This window comes from Echinicola sediminis (assembly GCF_054777495.1).
The window spans coordinates 12,953-28,932 of sequence record NZ_BAAHAP010000069.1 but is presented as its reverse complement, the minus strand read 5'-3'; the positions used below and the strand labels follow the sequence as shown (position 1 = coordinate 28,932).

The 15,980-nt window shown below is 43.8% G+C and carries 8 protein-coding genes; all 8 read left to right on the top strand.

Annotated elements, in window-relative coordinates; translation table 11 throughout:
• The first annotated feature begins 129 nt into the window (after window positions 1-129).
• The 8 genes from ACYVAA_RS16320 to ACYVAA_RS16285 all read left to right on the top strand — a co-directional run bounded on the left by ACYVAA_RS16320 (window position 130) and on the right by ACYVAA_RS16285 (window position 15,963).
• Window positions 130-1,530, top strand: a complete 1,401-nt coding sequence (locus ACYVAA_RS16320) for a sulfatase family protein (RefSeq protein ID WP_460543681.1) — start codon at window positions 130-132, stop codon at window positions 1,528-1,530.
• 3 nt (window positions 1,531-1,533) lie between these two features.
• Window positions 1,534-2,934 carry a glycoside hydrolase family 28 protein gene (locus tag ACYVAA_RS16315; protein ID WP_460543678.1) on the top strand — a complete coding sequence of 467 codons (1,401 nt, stop codon included), beginning with the start codon at window positions 1,534-1,536 and terminating at the stop codon, window positions 2,932-2,934.
• A 2-nt stretch (window positions 2,935-2,936) separates the two neighbouring features.
• On the top strand, window positions 2,937-4,340 hold the full coding sequence (locus tag ACYVAA_RS16310; RefSeq protein WP_460543676.1) for a glycoside hydrolase family 28 protein: 1,404 nt from the start codon (window positions 2,937-2,939) through the stop codon (window positions 4,338-4,340).
• Entirely contained in the window at window positions 4,327-5,895 is a 1,569-nt protein-coding gene (locus ACYVAA_RS16305; RefSeq protein WP_460543674.1) for an alkaline phosphatase family protein, read from the top strand. Before ACYVAA_RS16310 ends, ACYVAA_RS16305 begins: the two co-directional genes overlap by 14 nt.
• 74 nt (window positions 5,896-5,969) lie before the next feature.
• Entirely contained in the window at window positions 5,970-8,897 is a 2,928-nt protein-coding gene (locus ACYVAA_RS16300) for a glycoside hydrolase family 2 protein (RefSeq protein WP_460543671.1), read from the top strand.
• Between the two features lie 93 nt (window positions 8,898-8,990).
• On the top strand, window positions 8,991-10,499 hold the full coding sequence (locus tag ACYVAA_RS16295) for an alpha-L-fucosidase (protein ID WP_460543669.1): 1,509 nt from the start codon (window positions 8,991-8,993) through the stop codon (window positions 10,497-10,499).
• Between the two features lie 538 nt (window positions 10,500-11,037).
• Window positions 11,038-14,190 (top strand): SusC/RagA family TonB-linked outer membrane protein, encoded by a 3,153-nt coding sequence (locus tag ACYVAA_RS16290; protein ID WP_460543667.1) that lies wholly within the window; start codon window positions 11,038-11,040, stop codon window positions 14,188-14,190.
• Window positions 14,191-14,202: 12 nt separating this feature from the next.
• A complete protein-coding gene (locus ACYVAA_RS16285) occupies window positions 14,203-15,963 on the top strand; it encodes a RagB/SusD family nutrient uptake outer membrane protein (protein ID WP_460543665.1) in 1,761 nt (586 codons plus the stop codon).
• Window positions 15,964-15,980 lie beyond the last annotated feature (17 nt).

The following is a 15,980-nucleotide window of genomic DNA, read 5'->3' as shown; positions in this document are numbered from 1 at the left end:
GAAAGCGAGCAAGAAGCAGGCCGAAGCTACCGATCGGAGTAAAGACTAAATAATAAATCTATACTCTTTACAGGTGGGATCTAATCAAGTCCATTAACAATACATAATTATACCTAAAATAATACGATAATGATTCTTCGGATTTTTCCATTAATCCTTGTTTTTTTTGTGGCTTTTGGCTCCTGTTATGGGCAAGCAGAGAAAAAAGCACCCAATGTGCTGATTATCCTCTCCGATGATCAAGGCTGGGGAGATGTAGGCTTTAACGGAGGAACGGATATTCCTACTCCCCATTTGGATCAACTGGCAAAAGAAGGAATCGTCTTTTCCCAGGGGTATGCTTCACACCCTTATTGTAGTCCAAGCCGTGCCGGGCTTTTGTCTGGTAGGTATCAGCAGCGCTTTGGCCATGAAAATAATATTCCCTATCAAAATGTCACCGAGAATGACGGCCTTCCTTTGGGTGAACTGCTCATTTCGGAATACCTGTCTTCAAATGGGTATCACACTGCTGCCATAGGAAAATGGCACCTTGGAGATCATAATAAATTTTGGCCCAATCAACGTGGATTTAAAGATTGGTTTGGGTTTTATGGTGGGGGCTTAGATTACTGGGGAAATACCGGCAATAAGTCCAAAGAGGAAGGAGTACGACGGAATGGTAAGCTGGTAGCCAAAGAGGAACTGACTTATCTGACCGATGATTTTACCAATGCAGCTCTGGATTATATTGATGAGTATGCCCTGACTGATCAGCCATTTTTTATGTACTTGGCTTATAATGCGCCTCATGCTCCAATTCAGGCCCCTTCTAAATACCTAGAGAAAGTAGCTTATATAGAAGATGGTGACAGGGCTGCTTATGCGGCCATGGTGGTAGGAATGGATGAAGGAATCGGCCGGGTAATCCAGAAACTTAAGGATACTGGGGAATATGAAAATACCCTGATCGTATTCTATAGCGATAATGGCGCCCATTTGCATGGTGCCAGTAGCGGGCCTTTCAGGGGACATAAAGGAATGCTTTTCGAAGGTGGAATACGGGTTCCTTTCCTTATTTCTTGGCCAAAAGGTTTTTCCGGCGGAAAAAAATATGATCATCCCATATCTGCCTTGGATATATTTCCCACGGTGGTTGCAGCGGCCGGTTTGCCTGAACCTTCTAAAGAACTCGATGGACTAAACCTCTTGCCTTATCTTAGAAATATAGGGGATAATCCTAAGCGGATGCTGTACTGGAGGTATTCTGATGGGGCAGGGTATGCCGTCCGGGATGGAGATTATAAAATGGTTTATTCAGGGTACAAGGAAGATTTTTTCCTGTTTGATATTGCAAAAGATCCCTATGAACAGGAAAATTTAGCGTCGGATTTTCCAGAAAAGCTTGAAGCGATGAAAAATAGATACCGTTCCTGGAATCAAGGCACTGTCCCTGCTGCATGGCAAGATCCCCATGCGGAGAACGTCTTAAAAGAAGAGGCTGCACGTCAGAAAATCATTGATCATGCCAAGAGCGGTGAAAGGAAATAAATCATGAAGAAAGCCATTGTACTATTACTATTCTGTCTCATGACCAGTGCTGTCAAGGCCACTGATTATAATGTCTTAGATTTTGGGGCAATGGGTGATGGTCAGCAAATGGATACAGAAGCCCTCCAAAATGCTATTGATCATTGCACTGAACAAGGGGGAGGACGTGTGCTTATTCCTGCCGGACATACGGTGCTTACAGGAACAATCTATCTAAAAAGTCGGGTCACTTTATGGATTTCCCGGGGAGCGGTGCTGTTGGGTAGCCCAGATATTGTCGATTATACCCTGGACACCTATAAAAACATGTATAAGAACGAACCGCATATGGATCGCTGTCTGATTTTTGCACAGAACGCCAATGATTTTTCAATTCAGGGCGGTGGGATCATTGATGGAAATGGACATATTAAAAATTTTAATAATAAGACAGGCCGTCCCATGTTGATGCGGTTTTTGAACTGCAGAGATATAAGCCTTCAAGATGTCACGTTGTTAAATCCAGCTGCGTGGACTGTTGCCTGGCTATATTGTCAAAACATACGCGTAGATGGCATTCAGATCCACAGTCGGGTAAATCATAATGGGGACGGACTTGACTTTGATGGTTGTCAAAATGTAAGGGTGGCCAATTCTTCCTTTGATACCAGCGACGATTCCATTTGTCTGCAAGCTTCTGATCCCGATATAGCTTGTAAAAATATTACCATCACCAACTGTACTTTCACCTCTAAATGGGCAGGTATGCGGATCGGTCTCCTCTCCCGGGGGGATTTTGAGTCGGTGGCCGTATCCAACTGCACTTTTAGGGATATTCAGGATTCAGGCCTTAAGATCCAGATGAATGAAGGTGGGGAAATGAAGAACATGACGTTCTCCAATTTGGTCATGAAAAATGTACCCCGCCCAGTTTTTATGACATTTGCCCAGCAGCGGGCCTGCGTAGATGCACCCGAAAAAGTTTATCCTATGGATGATATGCATGGGTTTATATTTGACAATATACTTGTTGATAATGCAGGGCAGGATAAAAACACCGCTTTTTTTGTCACAGGAATGCCGGGGAATCCTATCCGTGACCTTACTTTTTCCAATATCCATTTTGTGATACCTGGTGGCGGTAGTATGGCCGATGCAGCTAGGACTGATCTTCCAGAGTACACATTAGAAGTACTTAAAGGTTGGTGGCCCGAATTTCATTTGATCGGGACTTTACCCGCTTCGGCTTTTTACTTTCGACATATAGAAGGGTTGACCTTGCATCATATCGCTATCAAAAGTAAGGGGGAAGATAAAAGGCCTCCGGTGGTACTGGAAGATGTAAAGTACCATGACATCAGTCATGTAAAATCAGATTATGTACTCTTGAAGGAAGGGAATGGAATAGACGTTAACCACAACTAATCATGAGAAAGATCATTTGTTTAACTATTTTTCTTGGCAATCTTTTCTTTCAAGTTGTAGCACAAAAAAGTGTTGTGATAACCGATTTCGGGGCCAAAGGAGACAGTTTGTCACTGAATACTCAATTTATACAGCAAGCTATAGATAAAGTGGCCGGTGATGGAGGAGGCACTGTCATTATCCCAAGAGGTAAATTTATATCAGGAACCATTTTGTTTAGGGATGGTGTGAATTTGCATTTGGAAAAAGAAGCATACCTGCTGGGCAGTAACGACCCGAGAGATTATCAGAGTATCGATGCCTTTGTGGATGCCACGGGGCAAATTAGGGGCAAGTGCCTCATTGGCGCAAAAAATGTTCACGACATTAAATTAACAGGAGAAGGAGTCATTGATGGTAGGGGAGCACTTTTTCAGGCAGCACATCTTAGCCCTTTTCTAAAGAGTGAAGGGGTTAAGGAAGAAAACTTGGAAGCCTTAATGGCTGACCGCCCATTTCTGTTACGCTTTGTTCAAAGCAAAGGAATTACTGTAGAAGGATTGACGTTGCGTCAACCAGCCGCATGGACCTGCCATTTTTATCAATCGAGTAAGATAAAGGTAAGCGGGGTAAGCATCTATTCCCATGCCCATAAAAATAACGATGGAATAGACCTCGACTCAAGTCATGGGGTAGTGATCTCTGACTGCCGCATAGATACCGGTGATGATGCCATTTGCTTTAAAACCACCAGCCCCCAGCCTACTTGTGATATAAAGGTCCACAATTGTGAACTTAAAAGTGACTGGGGGGCAATAAAATTTGGAACGGAGTCTATGGGGGATTTTTACGATATCAGCATTCAGGATTGCCAAATCAGGGATACCCGTGGGGGAGGCATTAAAATCCTAAGCGTGGACGGTGCCAACATTTCAAATATCAATATATCCAACATCACCATGTCCCAAACGGAAATGCCGGTATTCATTCGCTTGGGTGAAAGGTTGAGAACTTACCGTGAAGCCCCGAAACAACAGGTGGGCTCCATCGATGGAATTTCCATCAGGAATTTGAAAGCGACCACCAGGAGCCAGGAAGCATCCCGGATAAATCCTCCCTCGGCCATATTTATTACCGGTACCAAAGGGCATCGGATTGGCCATATCAAACTGAAAAACATCACTATTCAAGTACCTGGGGGAGGGAAAGAAACTCATAGAAACAGAACAGTAGATGAGATGCCAGAGCGTTACCCTGAGTTTAGTTTTTTTGGTGTATTGCCAGCCTATGGTATGATGGCCAGGCATGTTGGGTTGATGGAAGTAAGCAATGTGGATTTTTCTGTTCAGGGAGCGGACAAAAGAAAAGCCATTCTTCTGGAAGATATTGAAGAGCCAAAACTGAAAATTTCTTATGAAAACCCATAAGATTAATCTTAGCATATACCGCCTCTCTGGACTTATCCTGCTTTTTGCCACTTTTTCAAGATCGGTATGGGCTCAGGAAGTCCCAAACAAGCAGCCAAACGTTTTGATCATATATACGGATGATCATCGCTATACTGGCGTTCACGCTTTGGGAGATATGGAGCTCAGTACCCCCCAAATGGATCGCTTGGTAGCTGATGGGGTGACATTTGACAAAGCTTTTTTAATGGGGGCTTTTACCGGTGCCACTTGCGTGGCAAGTCGGGCTATGCTATTGACTGGAAAAAATGTATTTAATTTGGAAGGTGCCGGGCATCATATTCCTACGGGGCACCTGACTTTGGGCGAAATCTTTAAGACGGCAGGATACAATACCTATATGGTCGGCAAATGGCACCAGGACAATGCTTCTTTGGTAAGGTCTTTTGAAGATGGTGCTGCTGTGATGAGCAGGGGAATATATTTGGTGGATCATTTCAGGATGCCCTTGTGGGATTGGGATCCAAAGGGGATTTTTCCAAAAAAAGACGCCTATTTGATCAGAAAGAGCAAAGAAGGTACGTTGTACCGATCAAGTTTGAAGGGGGATGAAGAAAGAGGACCTGTTGCCTCAGAGGATTTCGGTCCACATACTTCAGAGATTTTTGCAGACGAAGCCGTCAAATATATTTGTGGATATAGAGACCAACAGCCTTTCTTAATTTATTTGGCGTTTCATGCGCCGCACGATCCTAGACAGGCTCCTAGGGAATTTGTGCATCAATATCCGGAAGAAAACATCAAACTACCTCCTTCCTATATGCCCCAGCATCCATTTGATAACGGCCATATGGTTTTAAGGGATGAGGAGCTCGCTCCTTGGCCGAGGACGCAAGAAAGAGTAAGGAAGGAACTGGCATCTTACTACGCCATTATCAGCCACTTGGATGCCCAAATAGGAAAAGTGGTTATGTCTCTAAAGCAATCTGGAAAATATGATAACACGCTAATTGTTTTGGTTGGAGACAGTGGTTTGGCTGTGGGAAACCATGGATTGATGGGAAAACAAAATATTTATGATGAAGACGGTGTTCATGTCCCTCTGGTATTTGCAGGAGGGGCTATAGAAGAAAAAGGTGTCCGGAAAGAGGCTTATGCCTACATCCACGACATTTTGCCCACCCTATGTGACCTCACAGGAATACAGGTGCCGGGTGGGTTAGATGGGAAAAGTTTGGCTCCCGTTATTCACGGGCAACAGCCGCAGGTCCGGGATTATACCTACCATGCTTATCGACAGTTTCAAAGGGCCTACAGAAAAGATGATTGGAAGTTGATAGAATATGTCAGGGCTGAGGATCAATCAAAAGACACGGGGAGCTTCCAAGCAGGATCCAGGGTCACACAGTTGTTTGACCTCAGCAAGGATCCTTGGGAAGTCCATAACCTGGCTGTCTTTCCTGAGTATTTTGATAAGGTAGAGACCATGCGCAACGAAATGCGGGAAAAGGCCTTAGAGTTGGGCGACGATAGGGAACATACCGAGGATAAATACGACTTCTGGGATTATTACTGATCCTACCTTCCCAGGATCAGTTTTATAGATTGATTGTGAATAGAATAGATGTGGTCAACATTAATCATACAAAAATGAAAATACCATTTGTTAACCTTTTACAGATTCTAATACTTATTTTGACATTTTCCAGTGTAAGTGCTGAAGCACAGGATTTGCCATTTGGATTCCCGGATACAAATCGTTCAAAACGAAGCATTAATCAGGATTGGAAATTTTACCTAGGGAAACCTGAGGCCCGTTTTTTTGAAAAGAACATAGATGATTCCGCATGGGAAGACATCTCAGTGCCACATACCCTGGCCCTTACTTCACTGACCTTAGACGATCTGCAGGACGAGAAAACCCAATTAGCGTTTCACCGCAATGTGGGCTGGTACAGGAAAACCATCTCAGTTCCTGAAGGAGATCAAAAAGTGTTTTTAGAATTTGAAGGAGCCCATCAAATCACTGACCTATGGGTAAACGGCCTTCATGTAGGCAAACACCGCACGGGAGGGTACACTCCGTTTCACTTTGACATTACCGATTATGTGAAAAAAGGAGCTCAAAACCAGCTCACTCTACTGGTCGATAACCGAAGAAGCCAAGTAATACCGCCGGACCCAGGACCTTTTGATTATGTGAAGTTCAGTGGTTTGTACCGAGATGTTTACCTTGTGCAAACTGATCCTGTTCACGTAGGCTTCAACTGGGAATCACGCAGTTCAGGTGTGGCAATCACTACGCCCACGGTGGATCCAGTAAACAAAAATGCCACTTTAGCTATCAAAACAAGTGTGAAGAATGAGGGGGCAGAAAATGTCATCGTAAACTTGATCACCCGCGTAATAGATGCAGATGGATTGGTGGTATTAAAGTTACAGCAACAGTCTACGGTGCCTGCTGGTCAAACTTTCCAGTTTGACCAAATAGGCAGCTTGGAGGAAGATGTGCAGCTATGGAGTATCGAAACACCCTACTTGTACCGAGTAAATTCGGTGGTGGAAGTAGACGGTAAACCTGTTGATTTTGTCGAAAATACGCTTGGAATAAGGACTTTTAGCCTTGATCCTGAAAAAGGATTTATGCTTAATGGTGAGCCCATAGAACTGATTGGATTTAACCGACACCAACACTATCCCTATATTGGCGATGCAGTACCTGATGCTCTTCATTATAAAGATATGTTGCAGTTTAAGGAATTTGGTTTTAATGTGATGCGCACGGCCCATTATCCGCAGGATGATGCCATATTGGATGCGTGCGACCGATTGGGCATTTTGGTTTATGAGGAAGCCCCTTCATGGATTGATATAAGCAAGGAAGCTGAATGGTGGGATAATTTTGAACAAGCAGCCAGGGTAATGATCCGTAACCACCGTAACCACCCCTCGATGGTAATATGGGGAGCAGGGATCAATCATCGCGGTTATGTTCCTCGAATGCACAATACTGCCAAACAGGAAGACCCTGTAAGACTTACCGCTTCACAGGGGGCTAGATGGACGGGGTGGCAATCCTCGGGGCTTACTGATATTAATGCGAACATGCTGTACGGACCGTTTATTTGGGACCGTTCGGAACCGATGTTTGCAATGGAAGGCAGGGTTGGTGCAGAAGCGGTTGCACCTTTTATGGCTGATCCCAAGATGACAGGCTTGATATCCTGGACTGCACATGCCTACTATACCTTTCACCCTACCCATGACAAAGCCAACGATCCAATAGATCGTACCAGAAGTGGGGCAATGACCGTGTTTAGGTATCCAAGACCTGAAACGTTTTGGTACAAGGCAGAATTAAGGGACGATCCCTTTATTTACCTATTGGAGGATTGGTGTCCTGCAACCGATTCCCTGACCATTTACAGCAATGCAGAGGCGATAGAATTGAGCGTCAATGGAAAAATAATTGCTGAGCAAACGCCGTCCAATAATCCTAAATACCAAGGGTTGGACCATCCTCCATTCCATTTCCGGGACATCACTTATCAAGAGGGGGAATTAAAGGTAAAAGGCATTTTTAATGACGGTAATGCTATAGAAATAACTTCAAAAACACCAGGGAAAGCCCATAAGATCAAGCTGGAAGTGGATACTGTAGGAAGAAAATTTACTGCAGACGGTAGTGATATCTTGATGGCCTATGCCAAAGTGGTCGATAAGGAAGGTACAGTTATCCGGAATTATAAGGGTAAGATCGAATTTTCTACCTCTGATGGAGCTCATATTGTTGGCAGCGACGAAAATATCAATGCTAACCCCATGTTTACTGAGTACGGTGTAGCTCCCGTATTGATCAGAGCAGGTAAACAAGCAGGGGAGGTCATCATAACTGCCAGAGCAAAGGGACTCCAAAGTGACAGGGCATTAGTGAAGACGGTGCCCCCTCAAGCTGATATGGTCCTGAAAAATGCCCAACCGATTTATGATTTCAAAAAGATCAAAGTAGATATTGGGGCTCCGGATCAATTGGTGCAGTTTGGTTGGGATTATTGGAATGGAAGCGATGAGAAAGGCGCGGTATACGCATTGGCAGGATTTGAACATGCCCGTGTTCAGGTTTCTCCAGCAACATCAGAGGGGATTATTAGATGGTTGGGGGAAATGAATGTAATCGGTAAATATGGCTTTGTATACGGGGATGGACTTTTGGGAATAGATAGTGAAGGGCTGAACCTGACCTTTGAAGGGCTCCCTAAGGGAAACTACCAGTTGACCACTTGGCACCATGCGCCCAAAAGCAACAGTGACGAGATGGATCCCAACAAGGAAAAGTTAAAAAGTATAAAAGTGCTCGATATTCCTTACGAACGTATGGTCGAGGTCAAGTCCATGAAAACCAATCATGCAGTAAACGTGACTGAGGGAAAAGAAATGCAATTTTCCCAACCAGGGAAAGCTGTGGTTGAGTTTTCGGTAGTGAACAAGCAGCCAGTTACCATAAAGCTGACAGGCACTCAAGAAAAAGGAATTTGGTTAAACGGTTTGGAATTATCCGAATGGTATTATGCAGATTAAAAATGATCATGAAAGAAATAGACTGTTCTGAGATCAGGTAGAAATGAAAAAGAGGCAATATGGCTTCGGTAGGAAATTTTACGGAAAGTAGCGATGAAAGTAATAGATAAAGGTTTACGGGAGGTATTTCTCTCTCTGGCTATTATTGGGTTTTTGGGTGTAGGATGTAAATCTTCCATCCAATCAAATGAAAAGGTGTACCAACCTGAGTGGAATTCTCTGCAAAGACATTCTGTACCGGAATGGTTCTTGGATGCTAAGTTTGGAATATATTTTCATTGGGGACCGTATTCTGTGCCAGCATACAAAACGGAGTGGTACTCCCACCATATGTATGTGGAAGGCAGTCCTATACAGCAATACCACGAACAAATGTTTGGCCCTATTGAAGAGTTTGGGTACAAAGAGTTTATTCCCATGTTTAAAGCTGAAAATTTCGACCCAGATGAATGGGCCGAACTATTCAAGCAGTCAGGAGCCCAGTTTGCTGGGCCTGTTGCTGAGCATGCCGATGGTTTTGCGATGTGGGACAGTAAGCTCACCGCCTGGGATGCGGTAGAAATGGGACCAAAGAAGGATATTGTTGGAATGATGGAAAAGGCAATCAGGAAACAGGATATGAAATTTGTACTCACCTACCACCGGCATTGGTTATACGCTTGGTATCCGACTTGGCGGACGGATCTGGACGTCGGCAATTCGGAATACCAGGGACTTTATGGCCCAAGAGTTCCCAAAGGAACTTTCGTTATGGCCAACCGGCCTACCTCCCCGCTTCCCGATGATCAGTTTAATCAGGACTGGCTGGATCGGCTCAATGAACTCATGGATAACTACCAGCCGGATATGATCTGGTTTGACAATAAGATGGATATCATCGGTGAGCAATACAGGAAACAATTTCTGGCCAATTATTATAACAAAGCAAGAGAATGGGGCAGGGAGGTAGTATGCACTTACAAGGGAGAGGACATGGCCAAAGGAAGTGCTATTCTGGATCTGGAAAGAGCCAGAATGAGTGAAAAAAAAGACTTTCCTTGGTTGACGGATGATTCAATAGATTGGGAAGCCTGGTCTTATATTGCGAATCCAAGGTACAAATCTGCCAACCGCATCATCGACTTTTTGGTAGATGTGGTAAGTAAAAACGGAGCCTTGTTATTAAATATCCCTCCTACGCCAGATGGTCGAATTCCTGAACCGGTGAAAAGCCGTTTGCTTGAAATGGGAAAATGGCTAGAAACCAATGGTGAAGCCATTTACGGGACCAGGCCCTGGAAGGTCTTTGGTGAAGGGCCACAAGAAATTGTTGAAGGACACTTGAGCGAAGATCAAAACCCCGATGCCGTGGCCGAGGACATCAGGTTCACTACCAATGATACACATTTGTATGCGATAGCTTTGGCCTGGCCTGGAAAGCAGATGCTAATCAGAAGTTTTGCGCCCAAAAAAGGACTTTTATCAGAGGAAATAATGAAGGTCGAGCTTTTGGGATACCAGGGGCAGCTGGCCTATGAAATGACCGAAGAAGGACTTTTGGTCAAGCTTCCTCAGCCCAAGATCGGTGAAAATGCTTTTGTGATAAAGCTGACTACTCAATAAAATACCGCTTTCAGTGTCCTATTACACTGTTTATGCAGAATTCCTTTTGGAAATGAAAGGAAGCTTCTTACCAACGGCTTGTCTAGAGGAGGTGAGAAATGAATTCAGATTTTCAGGAATCACCCCTCATTTTTTTAGACAATTCATTTTTTCCTGATTATCCTTTGAGGGGAGGATATTCAGTGGTGTCAGGTTTTCGAATAGTTGTACCAATTACTGGTCACTGTAATGATGTACCACCTCATTTTCTACCTACAGATGGTCTCAGAAATTAATAGCTGTTTACACTTTTACGGATGTACAATAAACAAACACCGGAACCTTTGCGTGGATTATTTCTGCTTTTTATCTGTAAGATGGGTGAAAAAATGTGGCAATATAGCCTCCGAAGCGAAATTGTACATTTGTGTTAGTTTGATTAACATCTGTGGTAAGTCCTGGGATTATTTAGTTTTATGTTTGTTCAAAGAGCTTCGCTTAATTTTTTCCAGAATGAAAGCGGACAGAGAGTTTTACTAACCCAATTAACCGAAATGTTATGAAAAGACGATTACCCCCCTTAAGGTGGATGCAAGCAAGGTCCTTTTTACAACTACTGGCTTTGCTAATGGTATTGAGCTTATATGCCTCATCTGCATTTGCACAAAACAGATCATTAACTGGTACCGTCACATCAAGTGATGATGGAACTACGCTTCCTGGTGTCAATATAGTTATCGAGGGCACAGGTACGGGAACTGTCACGGATATTGATGGGAAGTATCAACTTTCTATTCCCAATAAGGAGGTGACCCTAGTATTTTCCTCTATAGGCTACCTCAGCCAAAAAGTGGTGGTCACCGGCCAAAAGGTGCTTGATTTAGCCATGGATGTAGATATTCAATCGTTGGAAGAAGTAGTGGTGATAGGCTATGGTACTCAGACAAAGAAAGAAGTAACCGGTGCAGTGGGCAATGTGGATTCTGAGACATTGACCAAATCCGCTACTGCAGACCTAGGTACCGCCCTGCAGGGGCAAGTGGCCGGGGTAAATGTGACGGCCAGTTCAGGAGAGCCCGGGTCCAGTTCCAATATTGTTATTCGTGGACTGAGTTCTGTTACGGGTAACAGCTCACCGCTTTATGTGGTCGATGGCATACCGTATAACGGTGATCCAAAACTGAGTATGAATGAAATCGAATCGATTGACATTCTAAAAGACGCTGCATCGGCAGCTATATATGGTACAAGAGGTGCCGGTGGGGTAATCCTCATCACTACCAAGCAGGGAAAAGCCGGAGTAATGAAAGTAGGAATAGATAGCTACTATGGCATCCAAAAAATCACTTCACAGGTACCTTTGATGGACTTTGACCAGTACATGTATTCGGAATTTTTGAGTAAGTATAATCAGAATGGGACCAACTTTGGCAATTCCTGGACTCCTTTGGAAACCAATACCTATAGTTTTACCAATAATACGGATTGGGCCCGTATCATTCAAAATGATGAAGCGGTGATCCAAAATCACAGCTTGAATATCTCTGGAGGAAAAGACGGTCTTAACTATAATATTACCGGTAGTTACTTTAACCAGGAGGGAGTCATTATTAATTCAGGTTTTGAGCGGTTCAATATCCGCGCCAATACCGGCTATACCAAAGGTAACTGGGTGATCAATACAGGCCTGGGAGTAAGACTGGAGGAGCAACAATACGCGCCCTGGAACTTCTTATTGGATGCTTACAAACAAAAACCGTATCAGCAGGCTATTGATCCAAATGCTTCTACCATATCTGATGCCAGTGGCTCTACCAATGATGCCTTAAACCTGAGCTATATGGCCGCCAGAATGAAGCAAACCGATAACCGTAGCGGTGACCATATAAATGGTTTCTTCCAAGCAAGATATAATATCAGCAAATCTTTCAATATCATGAGCAGAATGGGAGGGAGCATCACAAACAATACCCGTGTTCGGGTGAATCCTCTTTTCAAAGTTTATAATGAAGAAGGAGAGTTACTGCCTACGACGGTTCGTTCTGGAATTTACAACGGCAGTGACCGTGCTAAGAGTTTTACCTCGGAAACTACCCTTAACTACCATAAAAAAATAGGAGAGCATAATATCAAATTGCTAGGTGTTTATTCTATGGAGCGATATGAGTTTACCTCCTTTTTTGCTGAAAAGTTCGATTTAATCAGCAATGACGTATTGGTGTTGAACGGTGCAACTTTAGATGCAAATGTGGGTTCTGGAAGTGGGTATGGACAAGACCGAACCAACTCTTTGATTGGTTTTTTGGGCAGGGCACAATACGATTACAAAGGAAAGTATTTGCTTAGCCTGAGCGCACGAAGGGATGGATCCAGCCGTTTTTCCAAAGAATACAGATGGGGAACCTTTCCATCAATATCGATGGGCTGGAATGTGTCGGATGAAAATTTCTGGCATTCGTTGGCACCTGTCGCCAATTCATTCAAAATCCGTGGTAGTTTCGGTACTACAGGTAACCAGAACTTTTTAGACTACAGTAATGCAGCAACGATCAGCCTGGCCAAGGATTATGTTTTTGGACCTGAGGGAAGCGATAATTTGGTTTTGGGAGCCATTCAGACCGCATTTGCCAATGAAAATGTAAAGTGGGAGACCACAGAGCAAGGAAATATTGGGTTTGACTTAGCTTTTTTTGAAAACAAGTTCACTTTTTCAGGGGACTTTTATAATACCAATAAAAAGGATATGCTCTTTCCGCTGTTATTACCTCCCACCACTGGCGCGGGGAGCAATGCGACCGTTGTGCTAAATGTGGGGAACATGAATAACCGAGGGATGGAGTTTACGGCAAATTACCAGCACAAAGGAAAATTCTCGTGGTCTGCTGGTCTTACTTATGGCAAGAATAACAACAAAATCACCAAAATGAGCGGAGCCAATAAGGTCGCCTACCTTTCCGGAAGTACAGTGACCAGCGGACTGCCCAACGAAGACTTGGTGACTGTGCTAAAGGAGGGATATGAAGCAGGTGCTTTCTTTGTTTTGAAAACGGACGGTCTGATAACTACCGAAGAAGAACTTCAAGAATACAGAGAGATTATGCCGACGGCCAAGATGGGCGACCTGAAGTATGTGGATGCCCTGACCGTGGACACGGATGGAGATGGAGTACCTGATGCAGGCGATGGCCTTATCAATAATGACGACAGGGTATATGCCGGAAGCGGTATGCCAGAGTTCGAAATGGGCCTGAACCTCAATGCCGATTATAAAGGTTTTGATGTCTCTATGCAATGGTATGGGGCATTTGGAGGGGAGATCATTAATGGCAGCAAGGCCTACGCATACAAGCAAGGTACGCACTTGGATATCCTGTACCAGTGGTCACCTCAAAACCCTATGTCTACGATTCCTGCATTCCGCGGAAGGGATCATGAAAACTACCGGGGATATACTGACTTTTGGATTGAGGACGGGACTTTTGTTCGCTTGAGAAATGTGGCATTTGGCTACACCATTAATTCGGGTATTACCGAAAAAATCGGTGTTAGGAATTTCAGGGTTTATATCGCCGCTCAAAATCCCCTGACCATTTCTTCCTATGATGGATTTGATCCGGAGGTTGGAAACGATGGTCTCAATACCAGAGGTATTGATAAAGGAAACTATCCTATCACTGCACAGTACAGAGCAGGTCTTCAGTTTGACTTCTAAAACCCAATAATCATGAAACTTAGCAATAACCTATATAAATTATTGATTTGTGCACTCCCTATTCTTGGGGGAGCCACAGCCTGTAGTGACTTTTTGGAGGAAGTAAACCCCAACGAAATGTCCACTGAAAGCTTTTGGAAAACAGTAGACGACCTAGATGCAGGTTTAATAGCTGTTTACAATGCCTTTAAAAACCAAAATGTTTTGGCCATTTCAGATGAGTATAATCGGAGTGATATGACCTGGCCTGGATGGGGTAGACCGAATACCAGCAATCAATACTACCTTCAGGAATTCAATGAATCTTCCAGTGCCCCCAACAACAAATGGGATGCACTTTATAGAGGGATATTTAGGGCCAATCAAGTGATTGCCGCTTCAGAAGGACTCATTCCCAACTTAGATGATGAGGCCAACAAAGACAGAGCCACCATTATTTTGGCTCAGGCGAGATTTTTCAGGGGGTTGTTTTACTTCTATCTCACCACTGGATTCAATGAAGGAAATGTTCCCTTGTTTGATTTTGTTCCACAAAATGAAGCAGATTTCTATCAACCTATTCGTCCAAAAGAAGAAGTGATGGCCTTTTATCTGGCTGATTTGGAATTTGCTTATCAGCACCTCCCTCCATCTTGGTCCAGGGATATTGACAAGGGTAGGGTGACTGCCGGGTCAGCTGCGGCAGTTATCGGTAAAAGCCATCTATATAATGAAAATTACGCCCAAGCGATGGCTTATTTCAAGGACGTAATAGAAAATCCGGAATTTGGTTACGCCTTGGTAGAAAATATCGGCGATAATTTCACCACCACCAATGAACTGAATAAGGAATCTATTTTGGAAATAAACTATTCTTTGGCCTATAAATCAGAGATTTCTGTATGGGCCGAGGAGCAGGTCTCCAATACATTGAATTTTGCTGTCAGCCCTGTAGGAGGGTGGAGATCCATCTACCCAAGCTGTTGGTTGATTATGGCCTATAAAAATGACCAGTTGGACATTAATGATTCCAGAAACTATGTGACGGATACCGATGGAAGCACTCGTTTACGCAAATATTCCCTAAGAACTTCCTATTCCATTGCTTTGGTGGATGACCCTGACCTGGAATACTATGGGACCAGCACAGCAGAGGCCACGGCTTTTAATAACAAAGAGACAAGCTATTTCAGAAAGTACTCTAATTGGGATAACGTGGAAAATGAAAAAGACATCGTACCCAATTTACGTTCAGGTGTCAATGTCCGGGTGATCCGCTTGGCGGATGTTTACCTGATGTATGCAGAGGCTCTTTTGATGGGAGAGGGTAATGTAGAAGAAGCAATGAAGTATATCAATAGGGTCAGACATCGCTCAGCTCTGCAGTTGTTGGGGATGGATGGAACAGGAGAATTTCCTGCTGCTGCCCATGACAATCAATCGTACGATGTGCAAAAACTGATGGATCATCTGATGTTTGTCGAGCGGCCTTTAGAACTGTCATTGGAAGGGAATGCGATCAGAACAATTGACTTAAGAAGGTGGGGGATAACGAAGGAAAGATTTGAGCAGTTGTCACAGCGGCAGTATTATGTAAAGAATTTTGAGTTTACCAACAGTAAAGGGCAAAAGGTTACCCGATGGGCATCGATTCTTACCGAGGAAGAACAGCCTGGAGAGGTATTGGTAGATTATGTACAAGCTGCGTCCAATTTTATTCCATCTGCGCATGCTTATTGGCCAATTCCAAATTCTGAGATCGTTGCGAATCCACAAATTGGAGGAGAAGAATAATTAAAACCCAAAATGAT